29 protein-coding genes are annotated in these 26655 nt (G+C 43.6%); 19 read left to right on the forward strand and 10 right to left on the reverse strand.

From position 1 onward, the window contains the following. The first annotated feature begins 7 nt into the window (after positions 1-7). From kdsA to CEX98_RS14505, 6 genes are all read left to right on the forward strand, one after another. On the forward strand, positions 8-862 hold the full coding sequence (gene kdsA / locus CEX98_RS14480; RefSeq protein ID WP_088531409.1) for a 3-deoxy-8-phosphooctulonate synthase: 855 nt from the start codon (positions 8-10) through the stop codon (positions 860-862). A gap of 85 nt (positions 863-947) precedes the next feature. Further along, positions 948-1853, forward strand: a complete 906-nt coding sequence (locus CEX98_RS14485; RefSeq protein ID WP_088531408.1) for a transcriptional regulator GcvA — start codon at positions 948-950, stop codon at positions 1851-1853. Further along, positions 1850-2488, forward strand: a complete 639-nt coding sequence (locus CEX98_RS14490) for an alpha/beta fold hydrolase (RefSeq protein WP_099642765.1) — start codon at positions 1850-1852, stop codon at positions 2486-2488. Before CEX98_RS14485 ends, CEX98_RS14490 begins: the two co-directional genes overlap by 4 nt. Beyond that, a complete protein-coding gene (locus CEX98_RS14495) occupies positions 2481-2849 on the forward strand; it encodes a DUF423 domain-containing protein (RefSeq protein WP_099642766.1) in 369 nt (122 codons plus the stop codon). Before CEX98_RS14490 ends, CEX98_RS14495 begins: the two co-directional genes overlap by 8 nt. Before the next feature lie 21 nt (positions 2850-2870). Next, positions 2871-3956, forward strand: coding sequence for a 23S rRNA (cytidine(2498)-2'-O)-methyltransferase RlmM (rlmM, locus tag CEX98_RS14500; RefSeq protein WP_099642767.1), 1086 nt, complete (start codon positions 2871-2873; stop codon positions 3954-3956). 250 nt (positions 3957-4206) lie between these two features. Further along, a complete protein-coding gene (locus CEX98_RS14505) occupies positions 4207-5313 on the forward strand; it encodes an exo-beta-N-acetylmuramidase NamZ family protein (RefSeq protein ID WP_242441713.1) in 1107 nt (368 codons plus the stop codon). Positions 5314-5370: 57 nt separating this feature from the next. On the opposite strand, the gene CEX98_RS14510 is transcribed toward CEX98_RS14505, so the two are convergent. Continuing rightward, complete coding sequence (locus CEX98_RS14510; RefSeq protein WP_099642769.1) at positions 5371-6219, reverse strand: MurR/RpiR family transcriptional regulator; 849 nt, start codon at positions 6217-6219, stop codon at positions 5371-5373. A gap of 212 nt (positions 6220-6431) precedes the next feature. Here CEX98_RS14510 and CEX98_RS14515 point away from each other — a divergent pair, with 212 nt between their 5' ends. After that, positions 6432-7808: a Na+/H+ antiporter NhaC family protein gene (locus tag CEX98_RS14515; RefSeq protein ID WP_099642770.1), complete on the forward strand. Its 1377-nt coding sequence runs from the start codon at positions 6432-6434 to the stop codon at positions 7806-7808. Between the two features lie 114 nt (positions 7809-7922). On the opposite strand, the gene CEX98_RS14520 is transcribed toward CEX98_RS14515, so the two are convergent. The 3 genes from CEX98_RS14520 to CEX98_RS14530 are packed head-to-tail and all read right to left on the reverse strand — an operon-like array spanning position 7923 to position 9741. Next, positions 7923-8531, reverse strand: a complete 609-nt coding sequence (locus CEX98_RS14520; RefSeq protein WP_099642771.1) for a hypothetical protein — start codon at positions 8529-8531, stop codon at positions 7923-7925. Beyond that, the gene (locus CEX98_RS14525; RefSeq protein ID WP_099642772.1) at positions 8524-9081 is read right to left on the reverse strand and encodes a sigma-70 family RNA polymerase sigma factor; all 558 of its coding nucleotides are present in this window, start codon (positions 9079-9081) and stop codon (positions 8524-8526) included. Before CEX98_RS14525 ends, CEX98_RS14520 begins: the two co-directional genes overlap by 8 nt. A 21-nt stretch (positions 9082-9102) precedes the next feature. Then, entirely contained in the window at positions 9103-9741 is a 639-nt protein-coding gene (locus CEX98_RS14530) for an energy transducer TonB (protein WP_242441714.1), read from the reverse strand. Between the two features lie 171 nt (positions 9742-9912). Here CEX98_RS14530 and CEX98_RS14535 point away from each other — a divergent pair, with 171 nt between their 5' ends. After that, positions 9913-10419 carry a DUF3087 domain-containing protein gene (locus CEX98_RS14535; protein WP_099642774.1) on the forward strand — a complete coding sequence of 169 codons (507 nt, stop codon included), beginning with the start codon at positions 9913-9915 and terminating at the stop codon, positions 10417-10419. A gap of 190 nt (positions 10420-10609) precedes the next feature. Here the strand turns inward: CEX98_RS14535 and CEX98_RS14540 are convergent, their stop codons facing one another. From CEX98_RS14540 to CEX98_RS23295, 4 genes are all read right to left on the reverse strand, one after another. Beyond that, the gene (locus CEX98_RS14540; RefSeq protein WP_242441715.1) at positions 10610-12136 is read right to left on the reverse strand and encodes a sensor domain-containing diguanylate cyclase; all 1527 of its coding nucleotides are present in this window, start codon (positions 12134-12136) and stop codon (positions 10610-10612) included. 37 nt (positions 12137-12173) lie between these two features. Continuing rightward, positions 12174-12596 carry a hypothetical protein gene (locus CEX98_RS14545; RefSeq protein WP_099642776.1) on the reverse strand — a complete coding sequence of 141 codons (423 nt, stop codon included), beginning with the start codon at positions 12594-12596 and terminating at the stop codon, positions 12174-12176. After that, positions 12596-13240 carry a hypothetical protein gene (locus CEX98_RS23290; RefSeq protein WP_242441716.1) on the reverse strand — a complete coding sequence of 215 codons (645 nt, stop codon included), beginning with the start codon at positions 13238-13240 and terminating at the stop codon, positions 12596-12598. The genes CEX98_RS14545 and CEX98_RS23290 overlap by 1 nt, the downstream gene beginning before the upstream one ends. Before the next feature lie 131 nt (positions 13241-13371). Continuing rightward, positions 13372-13809 carry a hypothetical protein gene (locus CEX98_RS23295; RefSeq protein ID WP_242441717.1) on the reverse strand — a complete coding sequence of 146 codons (438 nt, stop codon included), beginning with the start codon at positions 13807-13809 and terminating at the stop codon, positions 13372-13374. A gap of 169 nt (positions 13810-13978) precedes the next feature. On the opposite strand from CEX98_RS23295, the gene CEX98_RS14560 reads away from it, so the two are divergent. The 6 genes from CEX98_RS14560 (at position 13979) to csrA (ending at position 20246) form a co-directional block, all read left to right on the forward strand. Then, entirely contained in the window at positions 13979-14602 is a 624-nt protein-coding gene (locus tag CEX98_RS14560) for a GTP cyclohydrolase II (RefSeq protein ID WP_099642777.1), read from the forward strand. Positions 14603-14845: 243 nt separating this feature from the next. Beyond that, entirely contained in the window at positions 14846-15643 is a 798-nt protein-coding gene (locus CEX98_RS14565; RefSeq protein ID WP_099642778.1) for a BPSS1780 family membrane protein, read from the forward strand. Further along, positions 15643-16131: a regulatory protein RecX gene (locus CEX98_RS14570; protein WP_099642779.1), complete on the forward strand. Its 489-nt coding sequence runs from the start codon at positions 15643-15645 to the stop codon at positions 16129-16131. Before CEX98_RS14565 ends, CEX98_RS14570 begins: the two co-directional genes overlap by 1 nt. A gap of 4 nt (positions 16132-16135) precedes the next feature. Then, positions 16136-18739 carry an alanine--tRNA ligase gene (gene alaS, locus CEX98_RS14575; protein WP_099642789.1) on the forward strand — a complete coding sequence of 868 codons (2604 nt, stop codon included), beginning with the start codon at positions 16136-16138 and terminating at the stop codon, positions 18737-18739. Between the two features lie 7 nt (positions 18740-18746). Then, the gene (locus CEX98_RS14580) at positions 18747-19970 is read left to right on the forward strand and encodes an aspartate kinase (protein ID WP_099642780.1); all 1224 of its coding nucleotides are present in this window, start codon (positions 18747-18749) and stop codon (positions 19968-19970) included. Positions 19971-20060: 90 nt separating this feature from the next. Further along, complete coding sequence (gene csrA, locus CEX98_RS14585; RefSeq protein ID WP_010375935.1) at positions 20061-20246, forward strand: carbon storage regulator CsrA; 186 nt, start codon at positions 20061-20063, stop codon at positions 20244-20246. 164 nt (positions 20247-20410) lie between these two features. Here the strand turns inward: csrA and CEX98_RS14590 are convergent, their stop codons facing one another. Beyond that, positions 20411-20902, reverse strand: coding sequence for a hypothetical protein (locus CEX98_RS14590; RefSeq protein ID WP_099642781.1), 492 nt, complete (start codon positions 20900-20902; stop codon positions 20411-20413). A 460-nt stretch (positions 20903-21362) separates the two neighbouring features. Here CEX98_RS14590 and CEX98_RS14595 point away from each other — a divergent pair, with 460 nt between their 5' ends. The 4 genes from CEX98_RS14595 to CEX98_RS14610 all read left to right on the forward strand — a co-directional run bounded on the left by CEX98_RS14595 (position 21363) and on the right by CEX98_RS14610 (position 24979). Next, complete coding sequence (locus tag CEX98_RS14595) at positions 21363-21611, forward strand: OadG family protein (RefSeq protein ID WP_099642782.1); 249 nt, start codon at positions 21363-21365, stop codon at positions 21609-21611. A 12-nt stretch (positions 21612-21623) separates the two neighbouring features. Further along, positions 21624-23405 (forward strand): sodium-extruding oxaloacetate decarboxylase subunit alpha, encoded by a 1782-nt coding sequence (gene oadA, locus CEX98_RS14600; RefSeq protein WP_099642783.1) that lies wholly within the window; start codon positions 21624-21626, stop codon positions 23403-23405. A gap of 10 nt (positions 23406-23415) precedes the next feature. After that, positions 23416-24546 (forward strand): sodium ion-translocating decarboxylase subunit beta, encoded by a 1131-nt coding sequence (locus tag CEX98_RS14605; RefSeq protein WP_099642784.1) that lies wholly within the window; start codon positions 23416-23418, stop codon positions 24544-24546. 121 nt (positions 24547-24667) lie between these two features. Beyond that, complete coding sequence (locus CEX98_RS14610; RefSeq protein WP_099642785.1) at positions 24668-24979, forward strand: hypothetical protein; 312 nt, start codon at positions 24668-24670, stop codon at positions 24977-24979. Positions 24980-25064: 85 nt separating this feature from the next. On the opposite strand, the gene CEX98_RS14615 is transcribed toward CEX98_RS14610, so the two are convergent. Beyond that, the gene (locus CEX98_RS14615; RefSeq protein WP_099642786.1) at positions 25065-26018 is read right to left on the reverse strand and encodes an alpha/beta fold hydrolase; all 954 of its coding nucleotides are present in this window, start codon (positions 26016-26018) and stop codon (positions 25065-25067) included. 209 nt (positions 26019-26227) lie between these two features. Between CEX98_RS14615 and CEX98_RS14620 the strand changes: the two genes are divergently transcribed. Continuing rightward, the gene (locus CEX98_RS14620) at positions 26228-26410 is read left to right on the forward strand and encodes an alternative ribosome-rescue factor A (RefSeq protein ID WP_099642787.1); all 183 of its coding nucleotides are present in this window, start codon (positions 26228-26230) and stop codon (positions 26408-26410) included. Positions 26411-26655: the final 245 nt, after the last annotated feature.

Genomic DNA, 26655 nt, shown 5'->3' on the forward strand with positions numbered 1-26655 from the left:
ATAAAAAATGAATACTGATATTATTAACGTCGCAGGACGTGAAGTTGCTAACGATAAGCCGTTTGTTTTATTTGGCGGAATGAATGTATTGGAATCTCGTGACTTAGCAATGCAAATTGCTGAACACTATGTTGAAGTTACCAATAAGCTGGGGATCCCATACGTTTTTAAAGCGTCATTTGATAAGGCTAATCGCTCTTCAATAAATTCCTACCGTGGACCGGGAATGGAAGAGGGCTTAAAGATTTTTGAAGAAATTAAAAAGACCTTTAATGTACCAGTGATCACGGATGTCCATGAACCGTTTCAAGCAAAGCCAGTTGCTGAAGTGGCCGATGTTATTCAATTACCTGCCTTCTTAGCTCGCCAAACAGATTTGGTTGTAGCGATGGCTGAAACTGGTGCGGTAATTAATGTGAAGAAGCCACAGTTTTTAGCACCACACGAAATGCGCCACATCATCAAAAAGATCAATGAAGCGGGTAACGATAAAGTTATCCTGTGTGAGCGTGGCAGCAGCTTTGGTTACAATAACCTAATCGTTGATATGCTAGGCATGGATGATATGAAGCGCATGGCGCCAGTCATCTTTGATGCCACACACGCCCTACAGCGCCCAGGTGGCCGCAGTGATTCGGCGGATGGGCGTCGTGCTCAAGCTGCAGAGTTAGCTCGCAGTGGCATGGCACTTGGATTAGCTGGACTCTTTATCGAAGCGCACCCTAATCCAAATGAAGCGAAGTGCGATGGCCCTTGTGCATTACCTTTGGCTAAACTTGAAGGCTATTTGCAGCAGATGAAAGCGGTAGATGAGTTAGTTAAGAGTTTTGCACCACTGGACACCAGCGCTGCTGATTTATAATCTATATACAAGCAACCGGTGTTAAGCAGGTTGCTTGGGTATATTACTTGCCCGCGGACCGCGGGTTTTTTATAGGCATGAATAAATGTCACGAAGAGTTCCACCATTAAACGCATTGAAAGCCTTTGAGGCGGCAGCAAGACACCTAAGCTTTACTAAAGCCGCGGAAGAGCTGTATGTCACGCAAGCTGCAGTGAGTCATCAAATTAAAATCTTAGAAGAACATCTGGGCTTGAAGCTGTTTTTACGCAAAAACCGCTCACTCCTGTTAACTGAGGAAGGGCAGGGCTATTACCTCGATATTAAAGATATTTTTTCGCAGTTAATTGATGCTACTGAAAAGCTACTGGCAAGAGGGGCGAAAGGCTCACTCACGGTGAGTTTAACGCCGAGCTTTGCGATTCAATGGTTGGTACCAAGGCTCAGTAACTTTAACGAATTACACCCAGAAATTGATGTGCGGATCAAAGCACAGGACCATGACGACAACTCATTAACCGATGATGTTGACGTGGCGATTTACTATGGTCGTGGCAACTGGAATGGGGTACAAACTCACAAATTACACACTGAGTATTTAGTACCGCTATGTAGCCCGTTTTTGTTAACTGGTCCAAAGCCACTCAACCAGCCAAGCGATCTGGCGCAACATACCTTACTTCACGATACCACTCGTCGTGCGTGGAAAGCTTGGATGAAAACGGCTGGAGTAAGAAATGTTGCAGTAAACACAGGCCCTATATTTAGCCACTCTTCGATGGTATTACAAGCCGCTATTCACGGCCAAGGTGTGGCGCTGGGTAATAGTGTACTGGCAAGACCGGATATAGATGCAGGTCGATTGGTTATTCCATTTAGTCATCACCTTGAAAGTAAAAATGCCTATTACTTGGTATTTAGAGAGTCACAATCGGAACTGGGTAAAATTGTCTCATTCAAAGAATGGATGCTCGGTATGGTAGAACACGAACAAGAGTTAAATAGTTTATGAGCGCAGTAAATATTGAATGGCACTATGCTGAAGCCCCGATTGCACAGTTTATTTTTGCCCACGGTGCTGGTGCTGGCAGTGACAGTGACTTTATGCAAGAAATGGCAAAGTTGTTGGCAGCAGCGGGTATTCAAGTTGGCTTGTTTGACTTTGAATATATGCAGCAAGCAAAACGCGAAGGGAAAAAGCGCCCGCCAGAGCGCGCTCCAAAGCTATTAGCTTATTTTGAGCAAGTATTAGAGGCAGCCGACCCTGAACTCCCGCTTTTTATTGGTGGCAAATCAATGGGGGGGCGCATGGCGTCGATGTTGGCCTGTGAGACAGCCGTTAAGCTTCAAGGCGTGTTGGCGTTTGGTTATCCATTCCACCCGCCGGGCAAGCCTGAGAAGCTCAGAGTAGATCACCTTCCTGAGCTGAAGTGCCCGATGCTGATTTTACAAGGTGAGCGTGACACCTTCGGTAACCGAACCGAAGTGGATGCCATGAGCTTCCCTGAGCAAATAACGGTGAAGTGGCTGAAAGATGGCGATCACTCATTAAAGCCACGTAAAGTGAGTGGCGTAAGCGAATCAGAAAGTCGCGCTAATGCCGCTGCAATCGCGGTAAATTTTATCAAGGAGCGCTTCGATGGCTAAGCTCTATCTTATTATTGGTAGTGTATTTTGTTTGCTGTCAGTGGCACTTGGGGCATTTGCAGCCCATGGTCTCAAAGGCCGCTTAAGTGAGTATGCCATTGGTATTTTTAATACTGCTGCACAATATCAAATGACCCATGGCCTCGCCATTATTGTCACAGCATTTTTAATAAAGTGGGGGCTTAAAGCCCAACTTGCGGGCGGCTTCTTTATCGCTGGTGTATTGTTATTCAGCGGTAGCCTTTATTTACTGGCTTTAACTGGCATGAAGTGGCTTGGGCCTATCACGCCAATTGGCGGTACCTGTTTTTTAATTGCTTGGGTGTTATTAATCGTTCAAGCGGCTAAATCCTCCTTTTAATCAAGTCTTACAGAGAGTCTGATGTCGAGTATTGTTATCTATTGTCGTGGTGGTTTTGAAAATGATGCCGCCGCCGAAATTAATCATTATGCTGCAAAGCATGGTATTGCGGGTTATGTAAAAGCCAAACCCAATACTGCGTTTGTCACATTTGAATGCTTTTCGCCAAATGATGCTGAGACATTGGCAAAGAAAATCGACTTTAAAAAACTGGTATTTGCCAGACAGTGGTTTGTTGGCACCTTACAAACAAACATGCCAATAGAAGACCGTGTGAGTGTGATAAAAGAAGCGGTACAGGATTTTCCTTTATGTGGTGAGCTACGTGTAGAGACACCGGATACCAACGAAGGAAAAGAACTCTCTAAATTCTGTAAAAAGTTTTCTACGCCGTTGTCAAAAGCGCTTGAAAAGCAAAACAAATTAACTCGCGAAGTGAAACCGACAAAGCCAGTGTTACATGTTTTGTTTTTAGCCAACAATACCGCGTATGTTGGATATTCGTTTAGTGATAATAACTCCCCTTTCTTTATGGGGATCCCGCGCCTCAGAATGCCAGCAGATGCACCTAGTCGCTCGACTCTCAAGTTAGATGAAGCGTTTCATGTGTTTGTGCCAAAAGCACAGCAAGAAACACGGGTTTGCTCTGGTATGCGTGCGGTCGATCTAGGCGCTTGCCCAGGTGGCTGGACCTATCAGTTGGTGCGCCGCGGCATGTTTGTCGCTGCAATTGATAACGGCCCAATGAATGACGACCTGATGGAAACAGGGCAAGTAAAGCACTTTCGTGAAGATGGCTTTAAGTATCGCCCAGAAAAGCGCAATATTGACTGGCTCGTTTGCGACATGGTTGAAAAGCCAACTCGCGTTGCCGATCTGATGGTGGACTGGATTGTTAATGCCTTCGCCCGTGAGCTCATCTTCAACTTAAAATTACCAATGAAAAAGCGTTTTGATAGTGTGTACGAGTGTCTCACTTTAATCCACGAAGAGCTGCAAAAGTACAACGTCGACTATGAAATTCAAGCCAAGCACTTATATCACGACCGTGAAGAAGTCACAGTACATATTAATGTATTGAAAGTGCCGCAGAATTTATATAGTTAACTGTATTTAAGCTTACTAACGTTATTGAACTTGATTTGCAATCACAGTCATTCCGAGATACCCGTCAGCAACAGTGAACTGAGTAGTTGTTGCTGCATTCATTCCCTTAGACTTTAAGGGCAATAATACGCCCGTAAACGCTTTTCATTTTTCTTTTGGCTGGTAACCTAACCACATCTGTCTTGCAAATTACTATTTTATGTTTCCATTACTCAGAGCAATTATCTACTCTATTTTATGTTTTTTACCAATGATGCTTGAAGCTCTGACTCTAGGTGCCGAGCGAGCTGAGGAGTATTTACCAGCCCTAAAAGGTAAACGAGTAGCACTTATTGTCAATCAAACTTCTCGCGTTGCAGATCAGCACCTTGTTGATTTTTTATTGGGTAAAGGAGTTGATATAAAAAAAGTATTTGCACCAGAGCATGGCTTTCGAGGCAATTATGATGCAGGTGCTCAAATAAGTGATACAAAAGACGTGAAGACAGGGCTGCCGATAATCTCCCTTTATGGCAGTAACAAAAAGCCCACGTTCGAACAGCTCAACGATATTGATATTATTATTTTTGATATTCAAGATGTTGGCTTACGCTTTTATACCTACATCAGTACTATGCATCTTGCAATGGAAGCCGCGGCGGAAGCGAATAAAGCATTTTGGGTGTTTGATAGACCCAATCCAAATATTGCTTATGTAGATGGTCCCGTCTTAGAAAAACCGTTCCAGTCCTTTGTTGGTATGCATCCTATTCCCGTATTGCATGGTATGACTGTCGCTGAATTGGCAGTAATGATAACAGGAGAAGGGTGGTTAAATACCTCGAATTCACTCAGTTTACGCATATTTCCAATGTTGAATTATCACGGAAAAGTAAACTATACCTTGCCGATACCACCAAGCCCTAACTTGCCTAACCAGCAGTCTATTTATTTGTATCCATCCTTATGCTTTTTTGAAGCGACTCCCGTTTCAGTTGGGCGTGGAACTGAGTTTCCATTTCAAGTGTTTGGCTACGCAAACCCCAAGCTCGGCGGTTTTCAGTTTACGCCACGTCCTGTGAGCGGCGCAGCCTCTAATCCAAAGCTCAATGGTGTAACTGTGTATGGTCAGGATTTAAGGAGCAGTACGCTGCGAGGTTTTGACCTATCTTGGTTTGTATCCGCTTATGCGCAATTTAATCGCAACAATAAAACATTTTTCCAGTCCCCCAACTTTATGGATAAGCTTGCAGGAACAGATAAAATTCGCAAAGCCATAGAGTCAGGTAAATCAGCCGCTGAGCTCAGAAAAATATGGGCAGCAGATGTGCAGCTTTTTATTGAGCAGCGACAACCATACTTATTATACCCAAGGTAATGAAGCCATGCTAAACAATACGACAACGCTTGGTTGTCGTATTGTTTAGGGAAAAGATTACTCGCTGCGTAATAGTTGCATGTTTTCATTAGCCTTATCTACCCGCTTTTGCCAGTGCAAGTTTGATTGTGCAAGGGCGGTGAATAAAACATCAATAAGATAAGCTTGGGAAGTGCGTGACAACATACCTGAGTGCTTGAGTGGCTCACCTTCATTGATGCAATAAAGGATAGCGTCTGCCATCTCCGCCAATGAGTGATTACCATATCGAGAAATCGCAAGGCATTTACAGCCATTATCAAGTGCTTGATTCGTTAATGTCAGTAGACTCTTACTGGAGCCTGTATTGCTGAGTACAATAAATAAATCATCTTTTCCCATGGTTGCGACATAGCCTGATGCGCTAATTTCATCGACTTGGGCGATCGCTGGGATCCCGAGTTTTTGTAGTTTCCAAGTTAAGTCTTGGGCCATAGTGAATGTGCTGCCTAGCGCACACACAATTACTTTCCTGGCACTTTTTATCAATTGAATGGCGTTTTCAAATTGTTTTGCTGTGTTTAACTTTCGAGTTTCAGAGATAACGTTTTGCTGCTTTAGTTGTAGTTTATCTGCGATTAACTCGATAGAGTCGTTACTTGATATTAATTCATCCGTAGTTATACGGGCACCCGCCTGCTCATTAAGAGCATCAACGACAGCGAGCTTAAAAGTTGGAAATCCCTTATAGCCAAGTTTTTGAGCAAACTTGACGACGCTAGATTGACTGACACCGGCTTCACGTGCCAGCTCAACAGAAGATAGCGCACGGATTTTGTCGCCCGAGTTTAAAGTAAAATCAGCAAGCTTGGCTTCACTATTTGATAGCGATGGACGAAGTGCTTTTATTTTGACAAATGTAGACATGCGATACTCAATCCGAACTAATTAAATTTGTACTTATTATAGGTGCAAATGTAACGTTATGATAGACCAAAATAGAATATAATTGCGTAATCCACACTCGTTGTACCAGTAAAGGGTATATATGTTGCCTTTCGTTTAATTTTGTCGCAAAGACTTGGTGTTTTAAAGCGCTTAAATTAAGCTAAGTGTTTTGAATTTGTTGATTAAACTATATGGCTTGGTACTCGGTCCTACCGCCCTTGATTGCGATAGCAGTCGTTTTTTGGCGTAAAGAAGTAATTGTTGCGTTGGTTCTAGCGCTCGTTTCATCTGAATTCCTACTGGCTTTACATGGGCAGCAGCCGATGGTGTCTGGCACATTTGTTGGTAGTATTGAGCGCATCATTGAGGTGGCAACCTCTGCGGGCAATAGCAGGATATTGATTTTTAGTATTGTTATTGGCGCTTTACTTGCTTATATACGCGAGTCGGGAGGTGTTGCCGCAACGGTGAATATGCTGCTTAATCGTGGTATCGCAAAAAGCAAACGGCAAGTTGGCCTCTTAACAATGTTCACAGGAACAGCCGTGTTTATTGAGTCCAATATGAGTGTACTTACCTCTGGTATTGTCGCGCGGGGACTGTTTGATAAATTCAAAATGAGTCGTGCGCGCTTGGCGTATATTATTGATAGTACCAGTGCACCGGTTTGTATTTTGATTTTACTTAATGGTTGGGGGGCGTATGTTCTGGGCCTGTTGAGTAACTATGAACTAGAGCAGTCGCCTGTAAGCATTTTATGGGGAAGTGTGGCGTTCAACTTCTACGCCATCATTGCATTGCTTATCGTGTTGTACACTATTGTGTTTGATAAAGTGCATGGACCTATGAAGAAGGCAGAGCTTGAGCTTAGGCACCACAGCGGAGAAATCGACAGTGGGCCCGTTGCAACTAAACCTCGTTATATGCTAGTGCCACTACTGACTTTAATCATCAGTATGATTGGGTTTATGTTTTGGACTGGCGATGGGGTTTTAGCAAATGGTAGTGGGTCAAAATCAGTATTATATGCCACTATTCTTGCCACCACAGTTGGATATTTGTTGCTGTTAACGGGCAAAAGGTTTACCCATCACGAGCTAATGGATGTTGGCTTTAAAGGAATGGGAGAATTGCTACCGCTTGTGAGTATTGTTTTACTTTCATTGACGCTAGGGGCAAGCCTTAAAGAGCTAGGTACAGGGACCTTCGTGGCATCCTTAGTTGGTGATTACTTACCAATATATTTAATTGTGCCCGTACTTTTTGTTACTGGAGCTATCATGTCGTTTACCACAGGAACATCTTGGGGCACGTTCGCCATACTTATTCCCATTGGAGTACCTCTGATACAAGCCTTAGGCTTACCGCCGTCATTGGTGGTTGGTGCGATTTTAAGCGGCGGTATATTTGGTGATCATTGCTCGCCAATTTCTGATACCAGTGCTGTCTCGGCGTTGGCTTCAGGGTGCGACTTGCTAACGCATGTCAAAACACAGCTGCCTTACGCCCTTGCTGGCGGCGCGCTCGCTATTGTTTGTTTCTTCATAGCGAGCCTTGTGATGATCTAATTCCAATTGTATTAAGCAATAATTTCTAACAAGTGGTATTGCACTTTTGAACTGATGCGTGTTAGTTATTGACTTGCTTATCTCAATTTTAAATTAATTCAATGGGCATAAGCTCTAAGGGCAAGCTAACACCTGCTGGCTTTGCCCTAGGCTTTCAACTGCAATAATTTGCCCTTGCTGCGCTGTTGATAACGCAAGCATGACAGGCGTATTGAAGTCGACAGACGTTGTTTTTGGTGTTGGCATTGCTGCCAGCACACTCTGTTTGAGCTCTATTAGCGTATGCGTATTGCACTCTTCTATCAGCCAAGCATCGTCATTAATCGCCACTAGGCGACCATAACGATGTGCTTTCACATGTTGTGCAGCGGTCTCAAATTGAGCGTCCAGTACCTTTTTCTGATCATCGATATGCGCTAGGTATTGGCCTTGGTTCAGCTCATGGGTTTCAATATGTTTAAAATCGCCGTAGCTTATCAAATGCCCACTCATACCGCTGACGTTTGATAAGTTCATGGGTTGTTGCTGATACCAGAGGGTAAACAATAGGGCCAATGAGCAGGTCACTGCGCTCCATTGCCAAGTCTCCACGCGGCCCAAATAATGATGTAAGAAATGCACCATTCGAAGCTTAATGCGAAAGGTTGCTGGGAGGGCCTTAGCCGCTTGCTGTGATTGGTAAGCGTCTTTTAATTTGCTATCAAAATCATCTAACTTATTCATTGTTACTGCTCACTTGAGACTTAATAGCCTCTTTTGCGTATCGAATTCTTGTCTTTACCGTTTCTTGTGGTGCTCCAACAATTTGAGCAATCTCATCTAGGCTGAATCCTGCCAGTTGCAAGCTAAGCGATTCGCGCTGCAACGGAGGTAGCGTGATGATTTGTTGATATAACCACCGCTGCTCTGCGTGCCCAGACAGCGCTTTGGTGTTTGTCGGTATATTTTTATCATCAGGTAAGTCCGTTAACTTGGCTGAGCTTCGAATTGAGTCAATCAACAGATTGCGGGCAATTTGAAACAAGTAGGCTTTTGGACTGCCCTGTTGACGATAGTATTGCCGCTTCTCAATGACTTTGAGCCAGGTTTTTTGGCAAAGATCCTCTGCAGTTGCGGTTTGCGTTTGTGTTTTTAAAAAGTGAAATAACTCACTATGATACCGCTCTATAACCAGCTCTAGATACTTAATATCACCTGTTGCTGTATATTCATAAAGCGGATCCTTGATGTTGTCGGTGGCGCCTGTGCGCCACAGTTTTAAGCTACTCAGCATAGGCTATTCCAACTGTTGATATTACTGTTCCAGTGTAAATTCCAATACAACGCGTTGAGCATATTGCGGCTGTGGTTTGCCATCAACGACAAGGGGTCTGTATTTCCACTTTTTTAATGCCCTAGTAGCCGCTTTATTGAAAATTCTTTTGGGTTGCGCATTGGTGACTTTAACATCAAAAACCTCACCTTGTGGAGAAATTGCAAATTCCATTTCAACCCACCCTTCAACGCCATCCCTTGCTGCTGCGGGTGGGTAGCTGGGGTTGGTTCTGACCAAAGGAGTTGCTTGGCCATCGGTGTTAAGCTGTAAGGTCATCGTATTGGTGACCTTATCAAGCGCAATACTTGGTGGCTCTGTACTGATACTCAATGTGTTCTGAGTCTCTACGACGTTCTCAACCGGCCGTGCTGGTTGCTTCATTGGTTTTGGTGGTGGTGGAATTGGCTTTCTCTTTTCAACAGGAGAATCTGGCCTGTCCGTTTGAATAGTAAGGTCAAGCACGGCTTTGTCAATAATAGGGCGAGTTAACTCCTGCGAAACCAAGCTTTGCATAAAACCGAAGGTCGCAAAGGTGACGACTATGGCACCGGCCAGTGAAAAAGCAATTTTTTTCATACCTGAGTGAGGCTGTGAATATTCAATTAGTGTTGTCATCATTTCATCCCCGAATAATTGTCTTCAAAGATAAAACGTGTGGCGGCGTAAAACAGGGTGAAAGTTTTTTAAATTTGTTGATATGAATCTTGGTACGCCCTGACACCCTAGTTTACAATGCACTGCACCCCAGCAAAACAAAGTCGCTTTAGGTAAGAGAAACCATAGGAAATTATGAAATTAGTAGAGATAGATAAAGCCCGTTATCGCAAGCATTTGAACCAAGTCATTGTTGCCTGCGTTATCGCCCTTACTTTAGGCAGCTTAGGTATTGCACAAGTGCTGATCCAGTTGTTTCCAGATGCAGATGGCAGCCATTTTCATTGGAACTTATCCGGTGTGGTTGTAACTTGCTTACTGATTGGTCTGGTACTAAAAAAGTATAAAACACACCCATATATGACCGAAGTAAGCTATGTTTGGGATTTAAAACAATCACTGAACAAAATCACCCGAAAAATGGCAAAGTTAAAGCAAGCTGCTGAAAAAGGGGATGTAGATGCCATGACAGCAATTCAATATAGCTACGCAGGCTCTCGCCAACTGTGGCAGCTAGACGATAATACCATTACGATGGAAGATTTAGCCTTATGGCAAGCTGAGCTTGATGTATTGGCAAAGAAGTATCAGGTTGAAATTAAAGCTGAAAATTATAACGTGTCTATGTTAAGTAAGTACTAGGGCAGAGCTTGATTGGCATTTCTGCTGTGTTACCCCACAAGGATGTAGGGTAAGGTGACTTTGCAGGATCACAAAGTCTTTATCACCTAGCTCACATAGAATAACTATGTTACATAGGCTTTCCCTTTTATTATGCGTCACAACTAAGGATCTGGTAATGTTTATTGTGATGATAGTTTTTCAAAAGGTCTTAGCTCTTCGACTGTGAATTATAAAGTTGAAAAGCATTTTTTTTGTCATTTTTAACGGCATACATAGCCACATCCGCACATTCAATAAGCTGGCTTAGTGTTGTTGCATCATTTGGGTAACTCGATACTCCGATACTTGCTCCCACTTTAAGGGAGACGGTTTTACCTTCCTTGGTTTGCCATTGCATTTCTGTATTGATAGCCACTAATAAACTTTCCGCGATGCGTTGTAGCTTTTCTTCTTTGATGCAGTGAAGTGCAATTAAAAACTCATCACCTCCCCAGCGACAAACGATATCTTGCTCTCTGACTTGCGCACTGATCCGGTTTGCAACGTGCTTTAACATTTCATCGCCGGCGTTGTGACCATAAATATCATTGATTGGCTTAAACTCATCTAAATCAATAATAAAAAGGCTAAATGGGGTTTCATCATTCATCCACTCATCTATTTTGACTTCAGTGCCATGGCGATTATAGAGGCCTGTGAGTTTGTCACGATTGGCTTTCTTATGAAGCTCTTGAAACACGGTTTTTCTAAGCGTGATATCGGATAAAAAAATCTGTAAGTAGAGTTGTCCACCACTTTCTAATCTTAACATGATGATACTAAGCCAGACTGGTTGCTCTGTTAATGGATTGAGAAACTCAAACTCAGATTGGGTTGGCTGATTGAGCTCGAGCGTGTGCTCCGTAAAGGTATAAAGAATGTCTGGAGTTTGACAGTAGCGACCAAAGCTTTCTGGAAAAAACTCATCTAAATCTATGCCCATACCAGCAAGTAAGTCGCAGGCCGCATCATTAGCTAGGAGCACTTCGCCTTTATCCTTTACTAATAAAGTTGGTGACGATGAACGTTCAAACATGAGTCTGAAGCGCTTTTCTAGCACTTCTATATTGGTCCTTAGCTGTCGCTCTTGTTCGAACATTGCTGCTGTTTTAGCAATCAATTGATTGGTGTTGGTTGCTATATCACCAATCTCGCTGGATTCGTGTCCGCGGGGGATTGAGAGCTCTAATGGTACACCGGGAATAACTTTGGCTATTTGCGTACTGAGTGCGCTTAGCGGCTTCGTCACCAAAAAGTGGGTAACGATTGTGAATATAAATAAAATGGGCACAATCACAATCATTAACGTTTTTACGCTAGAGCGGGCAATCTCCCTAGCATTTTGCTCAATAAATAAAGAGTTAGGCTGAATATAGATTTCCCCAACCAGCTCGCTGAACAAAAAAGGATGGTTGAGCTTAATGATCATGGCGTGCTCGGCCTTAAACCCAACGCTTTGTGCCAGCCACTTTTCTTCACTTTTTATCGCCGCGGAGGAAATGACATCATTACTGATCAGGCCATTAATAACTTCTACAGCGAGGTCTTTATCGTTGAGGTAAGTGGCAATGGAAGAAGAGGTAGAGACGGTTTGGCCAATCTGGCCAACAATTGTGCTTGACCGTTCCAGCTCACGCTCGAATATATGGTCATGATATAACTTGGCATAAAGCATTGAAAAAATGAACGTCGACACCAGAAGTATCATCATCAGTCGAACAATCAAACCGTATCTAGTCATCAAAGTGATAAATTACCTTTACGTCGCCAGTCACCAACTCTTTTGGAATATACCCAATGGCATTTGGCGTATTGACAATGTTTTCAAGTATAGCTGACGGAGATGAAAAGTACTGTGGAGGTGACACTTTGCCGCTAAACTTAATTCGCGACCAATAGGCATTAATTTGACTCTCATTGCGGCCCGTTAATGCTAAAAAGAATGGGCTCCGGAGCGGATGTGACTTCTCATAATCATAAGTGATGGCCATCTCTCCATTCGGAAAAGCAACATATTTGCCCATGTACATATCAATAAGTTGACGTTGCGAAATTGACTCAACAGGATTGTCTTTGTTGACGATAACGGCGATATCAGCGCTGGCACTTAGCGGGTAAGATGTCAAAATTGTCAGCGTAAACAGTAGCCGATTCATCAGAACACCCAATTAAAACTAACAGTAAAGGTGTTAAACGAGAGATCGGGCTTAGTTAGCTTATCCAAGTGATGGAGGTAGAATGCGCTCGGTAAGTGATTTGTCTTAGTGTGCTTCAAATTTAACTTTAATGCTAAGGTTGGGCTCAGTTCGTGGCGCCACGTGATGGACGTGCTACTTTGGTCAAGTTGATAAAAACCAGAGTGCATAGAAGCGGCTTCGTAGAGTGCGAGCAGCTCAGGAAGCGGCGCTATAGGCCCAGGTTCTACTTTTGGCTCATTGTCAGACTTAGCCACCGAGTAGGTGATGGATATTGTGTTCATATCAAAGCGTTTGCCTAAAGTAACATATCCGGCTTTTAGGTGATTCAATACACTCGAGTTAGAATCTGTTAATGAAATTTCACTTTGCATGAGCCAGCTAGAGTTATCGTATCGCATGCTCAATGCACTGTATTTAAAGCGCTTATTTATTATTTTTAAGGAGTCGATGAGTGCGTCTTTAGTCGGCCATAACGGTTGTGGAACTTGATTTAAGGCGTCACGCAGTTGTTGCTGCTGTGCATGTTCGTTAGCAGATTTAGTGGTGGTATGGTTGGCCCTAAACAACCAGTTAAGGGTTTCGTATTGTAAGGCGACTCCCAATATAGACTTTAGCTCGACGTTCCAAAAAAAATCGTTATCACTATAAATAGGGGCCTCTGATCGTCCCCAAAAAGTTTTAATACTGGCGATTCCTTCTGAGAGTGGGGCTCGGTATTGGAAATCTATCCCGTCTAGGTTTTGATGGGGGATAATAGAGTAAAATTCGACAGGCGCATGTTCATGTCCATGGAGTAGCCAATATCGCGATATTCCGTCATTAAAAAGAGATCGAGTCCAGTTCGCCCCGCGCGAATTTGCCAGTTGGAGTTTATGTTGTAGCGTAAAAAAGCAAGCTTGATGGCATTGTTAACACGATCATGGTGCTGCTCTTTAAGCAATAGCTGCCCAACGAGTTGTAGATTTTCATTGGCCTGCCACTGTGCTTGTATGCCTAAAGACGAGAAAGAAAAGTCCAGTTCATCTTTTGTGACACCATGAGGCTGAGAAATACTCTCTCGGATCTTCGCCGTATGTGAATCTGTTTTAACGGCTTTAAGCGTGGCAAAGCCGCTGAAGTCAATATCAGCGCCATAACTACTGCATGTTATAAACAATAAGACGATAAACACAGAGCGCATGAGAGAATATAGAGTTTGTCTTCCTTTCTATACAGCCTAGTTTGATTTTTGGTTTTTACCAATGCGATGTCACGCTCAGCCTTGTATAATGTAGTTAAAGACACCATATCTCATTTATGGTAGCATATTGTTATATTATCACATTAGGCAAGATTAAGACGTGGCAGAAGTAAGAGCGAGAGTCGAGCTGAATGTAGGGCAGCACAGTAATATCCCTGCAGAAATTATTTCTTTTTCGGGGCTAAAAGATGGCCAAGAGCATGTTGCCTTGGTATTTAACAGAGCTGATGAACAGCAAGTTCCTCTTATCCGTATGCATTCAGAGTGTCTAACTGGCGATGTCTTCCATTCTTCGCGTTGTGATTGCGGTGAGCAGCTAAATGAATGTATTGAAACAATGCATCAGCAAGGTGGTATTTTGCTGTACTTACGCCAAGAGGGTCGTGGAATTGGCCTGTACAACAAAATTGATGCTTACGTTTTGCAATCTCAAGGCATGAATACCTATGAAGCAAATAATCATCTGGGCTTTGAAGATGACTTAAGAGACTTCTCCGATGCGGTACTGATGTTACAAGCACTAGGCTTGGAACATGTGAAGTTGATGACAAATAACCCAAGAAAGCTAAAAGCACTAAGAAGTGCCGGTATTACCGTTGATGAAGTGATTGGCACACAAGCGCATGTAAAAGCGGGTGTTTCTGGTAACGAGCATTACCTTAAAACCAAAATTCAACATGGCGCACATATGCTAGATATTAAAAAGATTTCAAAAGCAGAGTAATATATCTAAGCCGCTACGCTATAGTAAACGAGCCAACTAGGTCACTCCTCCGGTTGGCTTGTAACACGACACCGCGGTACTAACTATCACCCCATCAAACTCAAGTTGTGCGAAGAGATAACTCGACAACCTGTATTTGTTTCAAATATGCTAAAAAGCGCTGACAAATCCGCCTTTCATGCCTTTTCACTCGACACGGTAATCAGTATAATCAAAGACGTTATAGCTTAAATTAAGTGGACTATGTCGACACCAATTAGAACATTCAAAGCCAGCATGGGCATTCAATGGTTAAAAGCAGGATGGGAAATTTTTAAAACCCAGCCATTGACCTTTATGCTGATGTATATTTTTATGGCTGTAGTTAGTTTGTTGCCACTACTTGCACCAGTCCTCCAAATTGTTGCTGCCTTATCAGGGCCTTTTTTAAGTGCCGGCTTTTATCTTGCAGTGATAAACAAACAGACCAACAAAGCAATTAAACTTGCCGATATTATTGAACCGTTTGCCGCAAAAGGTCGCCGCTTGAACCTATTTCGCGTTGGCATTTATCAAATGGCAGGCGCACTTTTGTTGACTATGGTTGCAGGCGTATTATTCAGTGACGTTGCAACAGCACTTGAAAGTGTTGGGCCAAATACGAGCCCAGATGAGCTGATCCAATTGATTGCCGGGAACATTGGCTTTGCTGAAGTCGCGCTATTTGTGAGTGCACAATCGGTGGTAATGATGGCGTTTGCTTTTGTTGTACCCCAAGTATTTTTCCAAGGCGAGAAACGAATTTTTCATGCTATGAAGTGCTCGTTAGCGGCGTTTTATCATAATATGGCCGCATTGAGTATTTTTGGTTTGGTGATTGCCGCATTGATAGTTGCCTCCATTCCGCTGTCGATGATCCCGGCAATAATTATCATGCCCGTTGCCATGATAGGCTTTTTCGTTTCATTCCAAGCGATGTTTATGCCAATCATCGTCGACAAGAGTCAAATTGAGCAGAGCGCAAGTACTGGGCAGGATGATTCTGGGCGTTTTGACGCGTAATGGACGAACAAGAAGTTAAAAAGCTAAAAAACTACGCAGTTTGGTTGTTGTCGAGACAAGAGTATTCACAGGCTGGGTTAACCCAAAAGTTGCTACAAAAAGGAGCAACAGCAGAGGTTGCTCAGCAGCTAGTCGCTTGGCTTGAATCACTCGACTATGTCAACGATGACCGCTATGCAGAGAGCTTTCTAAACCGACAAATCGCCAAGGGATTAGGAGAGAAGCGCGTCCTATTGGATGCTGGGCAAAAAGGAGTGAGCCGCGACACATTGCATGCCTTAATCGCAGAGCGCGAGATAGACTGGTATATGCAAGCTGCAAAAACCTATGAAAAAAAGTATGGTATTTGCGCACAACCGTTAGAATACAAAGAAAAAACAAAGCGAGTACGGTACATGAGTTATCGTGGCTTTAGTTTTGATGAAATAGATTTTGCCATTGAAGCTGCAAAGACAGCAGCAGAGCAAGAAGCAATAAAGGGTGAATGATCACATGCAGCATATGACTACCGCACAAATCAGGCAAAGCTTTTTAGATTTCTTTGCTAAACAACAGCACCAAGTGGTGCCTTCAAGCTCGTTAATACCGGGTAACGATGCCACATTACTATTCACCAACGCCGGTATGGTGCAGTTTAAAGACGCCTTTTTAGGTGCTGAAAAACGTCCATATACTCGAGCTACCAGCTCGCAGCGTTGTGTACGTGCTGGCGGTAAACATAATGACCTTGAAAATGTGGGTTACACCGCAAGACACCATACTTTCTTTGAAATGCTGGGCAACTTTAGCTTTGGCGATTATTTCAAAACGGAAGCAATTAAATTTTCGTGGCAATTCCTGACTGAAGTTATCAAATTACCAAAAGAAAAACTGCTGGTCACTATATACCACGAAGATGACGAAGCGTTTGATATTTGGTCAAAGCAAGTCGGCGTGCCAGAAGATAGGATCATCCGTATTGCGACGGCTGACAACTTTTGGTCAATGGGTGATACCGGCCCATGTGGCCCATGTTCAGAGATCTTCTATGACCACGGTGAACACATCTGGGGTGGACCTCCTGGCACACCTGAAGAAGACGGTGATCGCTTTATTGAGATCTGGAACCTCGTATTTATGCAGTACAACCGTCATGCAGACGGCACAATGGAACCACTTCCTATGCAGTCGGTTGACACTGGTATGGGTCTTGAGCGTATTTCTGCCATTATGCAAGGTGTACATTCAAACTACGAAATCGACCTGTTTCAAGCGCTGATCAAAGCGGCTGCAAAGGTGACGGATGCACAGGATTTAGAAGATAAATCATTGCGCGTAGTTGCCGACCATATTCGTTCATGCGCATTCCTTATCGCAGATGGTGTGATGCCTTCGAATGAAGGTCGTGGCTATGTATTGCGTCGCATCATTCGTCGTGCCGTTCGTCACGGCAATAAGCTAGGTGCAAAAGGCACGTTCTTCCATAAGCTGGTGGCTGCACTTGCTGAGCAAATGGGTGAAGCTTACCCAGAGCTTGTTAAGCAACAGGCGATTATTGAAAAAGTATTGCGCATCGAAGAAGAACAGTTTGGTAAAACACTCGACCGCGGCTTGGCTATTCTTGAGGAAAACCTTGAGGGAATTGAAGGCGATGTGATCCCGGGTGATTTAGTATTCAAACTCTATGACACTTATGGGTTTCCAGCGGATTTAACGGCGGACGTTGCTCGTGAACGCTTTATGACCATCGATGAGCGTGGTTTTCAGGCATGCATGGAAGAGCAGCGTAAGAAAGCGCAAGCGGCTGGTAAGTTTGGTGCCGATTACAACGAGCGCTTGAAGTCTGATAAAAATACCGACTTTAAAGGCTATGATGCTGAGCATTACACCGGCACTGTGGTCGAAATCTTTAAAGAAGGCCAGCATACCAACACCTTAGAAGATGGCGAGCAAGGCGTTGTTGTACTTGACCGTACACCTTTCTACGCAGAGTCTGGTGGTCAAGTTGGTGATACCGGTGTGCTTAAAGTGGCTAACGGTGAATTTGTGGTTACCGATACACAAAAACTAGGTAATGCTTTTGCTCACCATGGTCATGTTGTCGGTCGCATTGGTGTGAATGATAAAGCTGATGCACGCATTGATGCTGAGCGCCGTGAACGCGTGAAGAAAAATCATACTGCTACACACTTAGTGCATAAAGCACTGCGCGATTTACTGGGCGAGCACGTAACGCAAAAAGGTTCGTTAGTACTACCAGACCGCCTTCGTTTCGACTTCTCTCATTTTGAAGGCGTAACCAAAGCGCAGCTGCAGCAAGTGGAAGATGCAGTTAATGCAGAGATCCGTCGTAACTTTGCGTTACAAACTGAGTTGATGGATATCGACGCTGCTAAAGATAAAGGTGCGATGGCGCTATTTGGCGAGAAATATGACGATGAAGTGCGTGTGGTTTCAATCGGTGATTACTCTATTGAGCTATGCGGTGGTACACACGTTAAACGTGCAGGCGACATCGGTCTATTCAAGATTGTTTCTGAGGGCGGTATCGCTGCGGGCGTTCGTCGTATTGAAGCGGTAACTGGCGCTGATGCAATTGCCTACGTGAATGAGCAAGAGCAGGTGCTTGGTCAAATAGCTGCGTTAGTTAAAGGCGACACGACATCGGTACTTGAAAAAGTAACTGCACTTCTTGAAAAGTCAAAAGGACTAGAGAAACAAGTAGCGCAACTAAATGACAAGCTAGCAAGTGCTGCGGGGGCATCACTACTCGACTCTGTAACGGAAGTAAATGGTATCAAGTTACTCGTTGCGAACGTTGCTGGCACAGAAGCAAAAGCGCTACGCGGTATGGTCGATGACCTGAAGAACAAAATTGGTTCTGGGGTTATCGCACTGGGAGTCGCTAATGGTGAGAAGGTGAGCCTTATCGCTGGTGTAACGAAAGACCTAGTAGGCCAAGTTAAAGCTGGCGAACTGGTTAATCACATGGCTTCTCAAGTCGGTGGTAAAGGCGGCGGCCGTCCAGATATGGCACAGGCTGGTGGTTCGCAACCTGAAAACCTAGACACGGCACTAAGCAGTGTTCCTACTTGGTTAAATGAAGTAACGCAGTAATCAGCAGGTGGCGCTGATTGTACAAAAGTTTGGCGGCACCTCGGTAGGCTCAATAGAGCGTATTGAGGCAGTTGCCGAACACGTTATTAAAACTCAGCAGCAAGGCCACCAAGTGGTGGTCGTGTTGTCTGCAATGTCAGGCGAAACTAATCGCCTTATTTCCCTTGCTCAACAAATCGATACTCGCCCCAGTGCACGTGAACTCGATGTCTTAATTACTACCGGTGAACAGGTTTCTATTGCGCTATTGGCGATGGCTATAATCAAACGAGGGCATTCAGCCGTTAGTTTACTCGCCGATCAGATTGGTATCAAAACAGACAATATGTTTTCTAAGGCTCGGATCTCACATATCGATACAACGCGCCTGAGGCAAGAGTTAGAACACAACCGGATCTCAATCATTGCGGGGTTCCAAGGCCGTGACGAAGAGGGCAACATTACAACCCTTGGGCGAGGTGGGACAGACACTTCAGCGGTTGAAATTGCCGGCGCTCTGCAAGCAGACGAGTGTCAAATCTATACTGATGTTGATGGTGTTTATACTACGGACCCTCGCATAGAGCCCAATGCTAGACGGCTGTCACATATTACGTTTCCCGAGATGTTGGAGTTGGCCAGTGTTGGTGCCAAGGTGTTACAGATCCGCTCTGTTGAGGCTGCCGGTCGTTATAATGTTCCGCTTCGCGTGTTGTCTTCGTTTGCACCGGGTAACGGCACATTAATTAGCTATGAGGAAGTCAAAGTGAAAAATACCAAGGTGGTTTCTGGGGTTGCCAGTGTCAAAGATGAGGTATTGATCTTAGTTAAAAATGTTGACGTAAAAGCAAGTAATCTAGCTAATATTCTGACGTTACTAGGTGAACATAATATTGAAGTCGATATGATTAACCATTTGAACCACAGTGAGAAAAAAATAGACTATGCTTTTACTGTGCATTCGAATGATTATATTCTGGCGGAAGAGGTTTTAGCGCAACATGCACAAAATTTAGGTGGCGCAACGATAGAGGTTAATGCTAACGTGGCAAAAATCTCAGCTGTGGGTATCGGAATGAAATCTCACTCTGGCGTTGCTGGTCTCTTTTTTATGGCATTGGCCGAAGAAAATATTCACACTCTATTGGTGTCTACATCAGAGATAAAAATCTCGGCATTGGTAGAGGAAAAATATTTAGAGCTAGCAGTACGAGCTTTACATGCCAAATTCGAATTGGAAAGTACTGAGTAAAAGAAGTTTTTGCTTACTTTTCTGGGAACTTTTATTTAAAATGGATTTGACGCGGAATCTTTTAAATTTTGGAATAACAGGAGCAAGAGAATGCTAATACTAACTCGTCGAGTAGGTGAAACCCTGATGATTGGTGATGAAGTAACTGTAACAGTACTAGGTGTTAAAGGTAACCAAGTACGTATTGGTGTAAATGCGCCTAAAGATGTTTCAGTTCACCGTGAAGAAATCTACATGCGTATCCAGGCTGAGAAGTCTAGCCCAGGTAATATGTAATAGATCTAGTACTGAATTATGATGCTAGTTAAATTAGCTCAACTAGCATAAATAAACCCCGCAATTGCGGGGTTTATTATTTCTGGCTCTGTTCATACCAATTGAAATTGATTCTCTAATCAATTTGAAGGATGAAATAGCATATTAGCGTTGTTAAAAATTCCTCATTTAGAACAATCGGACAAAAAAGCAATCGCTTGTTCGCTGAGGCCAGACTTACTAATATAGCTGGGCTTATTATTTTGAAAGACTAAAAAGCCTCGAGTGGTTTCTTCGAGCTTATCTAAGGTATTAAATGGATAAGAAAACTCGGCATGAGTAGCTTTTGTCGAAATTCCTTTATTGGTAATGGATACTTCGACTATGTTGCCTGCGGCACGCGATAACGACTGTCTAGTCACCCACCAGGCTTTGCGATAATAAAATGCCAGGCACTCAACCACAGCAAGTAAAATAAGAAAATTACCTAGGTAGTGTTGCTGCAGACCATAAATCGCAATCAATCCTAACGTAACCAACAATACAAGTAGCCCGTATTTAGGCTTAACAGCGAGCCCATTTGCTTCTGATTCTTCAAAACACTCTTTGTAATACGCTTTATCTAACTTAAATTGGCTTTGAAAAGATAAATTTTCATTTTGTTCAAGTGGTGACATACATCAATACTTCAGCATCATAGTGCTTCTATTATACCTAAATGAGTCGAGGAAGCGGTAATAGTTGCTGCGAGTTTATTTATACATATTTATTACAGGTGAATAAAAGTAAGCCTTGCAGCTTAACGTTTACGTAAACGTCACATTTTGGTCAGTCCAATTTACAACTCAACTTGCAGATCTCCGCATTCGTTCTATATTCAATAAATTCTTACTATTACTTAATGCTATTTTGAATATTTTTCATATTTATTACTCCATATTACCAATAAAACTGACGTTTTTATGGCTAACTAGCTGATTGTACGTGAGTAAAGCTTCTTGGTAATACCAATTTACAATGGACTTTACAGTGTGTCATTTTTTGTTATAAGGTGAATAAATATCTATGAAAAGTGAAGGTTTATATCAAATCGTTAACGCGAAATGACAAAACCAAATAGCAAGTAAGGGGTTAAAAATGGATATAGGGTCGCAGTTACTGCAAGCAGGAAACCTAATGTTAACCGGTATGGTTGGCGTATTTGTATTTCTGTCCATTTTGATTTTTGCTATGCGGCTTTTAGCCAACTTTGCCGCTCAGTTTAAAGAGGTTGAGCCTAGCGCAACCAGAGCAAAAGCAACCAAAACAATATCATCACAGGGCGTGCCACAGGCACACATCGCAGCTATCAGCGCTGCCGTTGCAACCTACAGAAAAAATAATTAATAGGGGTTTTGCATGTCACAGTTAAAGCTTACCGAACTCGTTTTGCGCGATGCGCATCAGTCACTACTTGCAACCAGAATGCGCTTGGAAGATATGCTTCCGATCGCCGAAAAGCTCGATAATATGGGGTACTGGTCTGTTGAGTCATGGGGCGGAGCGACTTTTGATTCGTGTATTCGCTACTTAGGGGAAGATCCATGGGAGCGGATCCGCGCACTAAAAGCTGCGATGCCAAACACCAAACAGCAAATGTTATTGCGGGGGCAAAACCTATTGGGCTACCGCCATTACGCTGATGACGTAGTGGAAAAGTTTGTTGAACGCGCGCACCACAACGGGGTTGATGTATTTAGAATCTTCGATGCGATGAATGATGTGCGCAATCTTGAAACCGCGATTAAAGCAGCGATAAAAGTAGGTGCTCATGCTCAAGGCACTATTTCATATACTGTGAGCCCTGTTCATACATTGGACATGTGGTTAACCCAAGCCAAGCAGCTCGAAGATTTAGGGTGTCACTCTATTTGCATTAAGGATATGGCAGGGCTGCTTAAGCCATACGATGCTGAAAAGCTAATTTCTGGTCTAAAAGCATCGGTCTCGATCCCGATTGCGATGCAGTGCCACGCCACCACGGGCTTAAGTACCGCGACCTATCAAAAAGCCATTGATGCTGGTATAGATATGCTGGATACAGCAATTTCATCTATGAGTATGACTTACGGCCATAGTGCCACTGAGACCATTGCGGCTATTGTTGAGGGCACTGAGCGTGATACTGGTTTGGATTTACTTGAACTTGAGGAAGTTGCAGCTTATTTCCGCGAAGTTAGAAAGAAATATGCTGCGTTTGAGGGGAGTTTAAAAGGGGTAGATGGCCGTATTCTTTCCGCACAAGTACCCGGCGGTATGTTAACGAATATGGAAAATCAGCTCAAAGAGCAAGGGGCTGGGGATAAATTGGATGCGGTGTTGAAGGAAATCCCAAGCGTTCGTAAAGAGCTAGGGTACTTGCCGTTAGTGACTCCAACCTCGCAGATAGTAGGTACGCAAGCGGTACTCAATGTACTTACCGGCGAGCGCTACAAGTCTATTACCAAAGAAACCGCAGGTGTACTCAAAGGTGAATATGGTGCAACTCCAGCTGCGGTAGACCAAGCACTACAGCAACGAGTGTTGGAAGGTGCTGAGCCGATAACATGTCGTCCTGCTGATCTGATCGAACCTGAGTTAGATACGTTGCAAAGTGAGTTAGTGGCAACTGCGAAAGATGAACAAATTGAGCTCGCCGATGATGTTATTGATGACGTGCTAACTTATGCGCTGTTCCCGCAAATTGGTTTAAAGTTTCTTAAAAATCGTCATAATCCAGATGCATTTGAACCAAAGCCAACATTACTAGAAAGCAAACAACAAAAAACAACCACATCACCTGCGCAAAAAAGTACATCCGCGCCTGAACGCTATAGCGTAAAAGTCGATGGTAAAGTATATGACGTAGTTGTGGCCTCCGGTGGTGAGTTACAAGAAGTACAGGTAAAAGACAGCGAGCTTATTCCCCAGTCAACATCGGTGAGTTCAAGCGAAACCCTCAATGCTCCCCTAGCTGGCAACATTTTCAAACTCATGGTTCGGGCTGGAGACGAAGTGCAAGAAGGGGATGTGGTACTCATTATGGAAGCCATGAAAATGGAAACCGAAGTTCGCGCGACTCACAGCGGCCGAGTGGCCGAGTTACTGGTATCGGAAGGTGACGCAGTTAGTGCTGGCGATGCCATCATGTCGTTAGCATAAGGATGTCATGATGGAAGGGTTATTAAATTTGTGGCAAGCGACAGGGCTTGCTAATTTTACTGTGCCTGCGCTATGTATGATGGCAGTGGGCTGTGGACTATTGTATCTTGCAATTGCCAAAGGCTTTGAGCCGCTTTTGTTAGTGCCTATAGGTTTTGGTGCCATACTCACTAATATTCCAGTAGCCGGGCTTGCCGATCCTGGTGGCTTGCTGTACTACGTGTATGATATTGGTATAGACAGTGGTGTCTTCCCGCTACTCATTTTTATGGGCGTGGGCGCGATGACTGACTTTAGTGCACTAATTGCCAACCCTAAAATGCTGCTGCTCGGTGCCGCAGCTCAATTTGGGATCTTCGCAACCTTGTTTGGTGCCATCTTACTGAACTTTATTCCGGGTTTTGAATTTACGCTTCAAGATGCTTCTGCGATTGCCATTATCGGTGGCGCGGATGGCCCAACCGCGATATTCCTTGCTTCAAAGCTCGCGCCTGAGCTATTGGGTGCGATTGCTGTTGCTGCATATTCATACATGGCACTAGTACCTATTATTCAGCCTCCCATTATGAAAGCGCTTACGACCCAAGAAGAGCGTCAAATTGCTATGCCGCAATTACGGCATGTAACAAAAACGGAGAAGATTTTATTTCCGTTAGCAGTACTGGGCTTAACGATATTGTTTTTGCCCGCCGCGACACCGTTAGTGGGTATGTTCTGCCTAGGTAATTTGATGAAAGAATGTGGGGTGGTTGACCGTTTAAGTAAGACTGCACAGAATGAGTTGATTAATATCACCACCATTTTTCTAGGCTTGGCAGTTGGCTCAAAACTCGCAGCAGATCAGTTCTTAACAGTAGAAACTCTGGGAATTTTAGGGCTAGGTGCGGTGGCATTTGGTATTGGTACGGCAACGGGTGTGATCATGGCAAAAACCATGAATAAGTTTAGCGATACGCCTATTAATCCGCTTGTTGGTGCTGCAGGAGTGTCGGCTGTTCCTATGGCGGCTCGTGTGGTTAATAAAGTTGGGCTAGAGAGTAACCCGCACAACTTCTTATTGATGCATGCAATGGGACCTAATGTTGCCGGAGTGCTTGGGAGTGCGGTTGCCGCAGGTATCTTGCTTGCCCTAGTTGGTTAAATTTATACTTCTCCAACCATTTGCGTGGCAGTTATTTGATTGCCGCGCATTTTTATTACTGGACTTTGCGAACGGCAAATTGATAATCTTTAGTCACTTTTAGTTAACATGAACCCTTCGAATGAAATTTATTCCATTTCGTGATTTACAATGCCCGGGCTTAGAAACTGCGTTGTGGTATTGTCGTTTATTGTTTCTAACCGGTATGGCGCTGGTTGTGCTTGGCGCGATAAAAGAAGGTATTGCCATCTATCACTGGCTAGCAGCATTGATTGCCAATGGGGATGTTAAGATTAAAGCTGCTTATATTTACGACTTAGATCTTCTTTCTCATCCGAACTTTCATCTCATTGTTTTAGGCATTGTGAAGGTGTACTTTGCATGTGGACTGGCCATCAAGTTAAAGTCTATGTCTCGGGAGAGGTCGGCGTAGGGGCGACTGCTGTGGTCTGAATTTAGCCAAAGAGTAGTCGCAGTTGATTTCAAGTGTTGATTCAGCAGTGGTTAAACCGTTCGCGTTAGGTTCTTTCTTGTAGATTGGCATTGGCTTGTTTTTTTTGTTTCTTTTTTAATCTCTTACGCTCTGCTTTGGTGACATGCTTTGCCACCCATTTGGCAATTTTCTGCATGAGTAGCGGCGGGAAGTCATGTCCCATGCCATTCACCAATTTTAACTTTGACTTACGAATATTAGCAGCGGTTTGTTGCCCCGCCGTGGCAGGAAAAATAGGGTCGTCCGTGCCGTGGATCACAAGCGTTGGAGTTTTTATTTTTGCAACTGTTTGTCGTCTACATTGACTTGCAACAATGGCGGCAAGTTGGCGTTTGAACCCTTGTGGATTATGGGCGCGCTCAATGCTCTGTTTAGCTTGTTGATGTAACGCCATTTCATCTTGAGGGTAAGCTGGGCTGCCAATCAATTGATTGAGCTTCACGTTATAATGAATAGCAGAGTCATGACAGTCTGGTTTTGGTCTTGCTTTGGCAAGTTGAAGCATGACCTTGAGGTTTGCCGCAGTAAATTTAGGGTAAGCTGAGGTCGACATCAAAGAGGTTAAACTCACCACTTTCTTTTTATGTTTGGTAGCAACAATTTGCGCAATCATCCCACCCATAGAAGCGCCAACAAGGTGGGCACGTTTTATCTTCAGTGCAGCCATCAGCGCAACGACATCGGCTGCCATATCCTCAAGCGTGTATGGCACTGAAGCTTGAATCGGGAGTTTTTTACTGAGCATAGTTTTGATGACGCTTGGTGAGCCGAGGTGATCTAAATGGCTGGATAAGCCACAGTCTCGGTTATCAAAGCGGATCACCCTAAAACCTTTGTTGACGAGCCCAAAATAAAGTTCATCGGGCCAAATCGTCATTTGTGCACCTAGACCCATAATCAAAATAATGACAGGGGCGTGCGGCGCTCCTTCGTCTTGATAATGTAATGTGATCCCAGTTGCAATCTTAATATCGGTCATTGTCACAGAAGGTTTGTTTGGCCTGTAGAACTGAGTGTAAGTATAGGTGTCTCGAATGAACTTAACTTTAAAATGACAGTCAAAAAAACGGAATATTTACTATTAAAGCCATTGCGCTTTGCAAACTTTAGGTTAATATTCGCGCTAGCCGATGAAGCAGCAATCGTCGGCATAAACAATATCAACATTACAGTATTTTGGAGTAAATGATGACCAAAAAGCACACCGTTCAGCATGCGCACCAGCGTGGTGAAATCAAAGATAATGCATTAAAAGCACTGGTAACTAGCCCGCTATTTAAGGCGAAAGTTGAAAAAAGCAAAAAAGGCAAAGGAAGTTATCAACGTAGTGCAAAACATAAAGGCCAAGAGCCTTATCTTAAGGCAGCCTAAGTTTTAAGATAGGGTTTTTTGCTGATACATTTTTTATCAGCTTGCTCAAGCTAGGTACTAATATTTAATTGGTTTAGTCGTAAGTGCTAAGCCGACACTGGCTTGTAGCGTGATATTTTTCCCGCACCAAATTTAAACCAGACACCCACCACAATTTAAACCAGACACCCACCATATTAGGGGGAAAATAAACCCTGATTTTTATCTCAAATTTGTGCTCTTCAAAGGTGGCGTCTATCATTTAG

The organism is Pseudoalteromonas piscicida (assembly GCF_002744175.1).
Classification (GTDB): domain Bacteria; phylum Pseudomonadota; class Gammaproteobacteria; order Enterobacterales; family Alteromonadaceae; genus Pseudoalteromonas; species Pseudoalteromonas piscicida_B.